This is a genomic window from Paraburkholderia sp. SIMBA_053, assembly GCF_046534895.1.
In the GTDB taxonomy this organism is placed as follows: Bacteria; Pseudomonadota; Gammaproteobacteria; order Burkholderiales; family Burkholderiaceae; genus Paraburkholderia; species Paraburkholderia caledonica.
In genome coordinates, this window is sequence record NZ_JAWRXU010000836.1 from 1 (window position 1) to 266 (window position 266).

General features: G+C 67.3%; 1 protein-coding gene. It reads right to left on the minus strand.

From position 1 onward, the window contains the following. A partial coding sequence (locus SB753_RS37935) for an MFS transporter (protein ID WP_410805271.1) occupies window positions 1-266 on the minus strand: 266 nt, incomplete at both ends.

Genomic DNA, 266 nt, shown 5'->3' on the forward strand with positions numbered 1-266 from the left:
GGCGCGCAGGCGCAGGCGTTTGAGCGTATCGTCGGCGAGCGTGTGATTTTCCGCGCGAAAGCGCGCCTCGATCCCTTCGACGATCTCGCGCGCTTCCTTTTCCTCGCCGTGCGTGAGCAGCCAGCGCGGACTTTCGGGGATCCATACGCGCATCGGCAGGATTGCCAGTGCGAGCACCGCGCCGATAAAGAAGCACGCGCGCCAGCCCCAGTCGCCGGGCAGCAGATGCGGGTCGAGCATGACCAGCGAACCGACCGCGCCAAGCG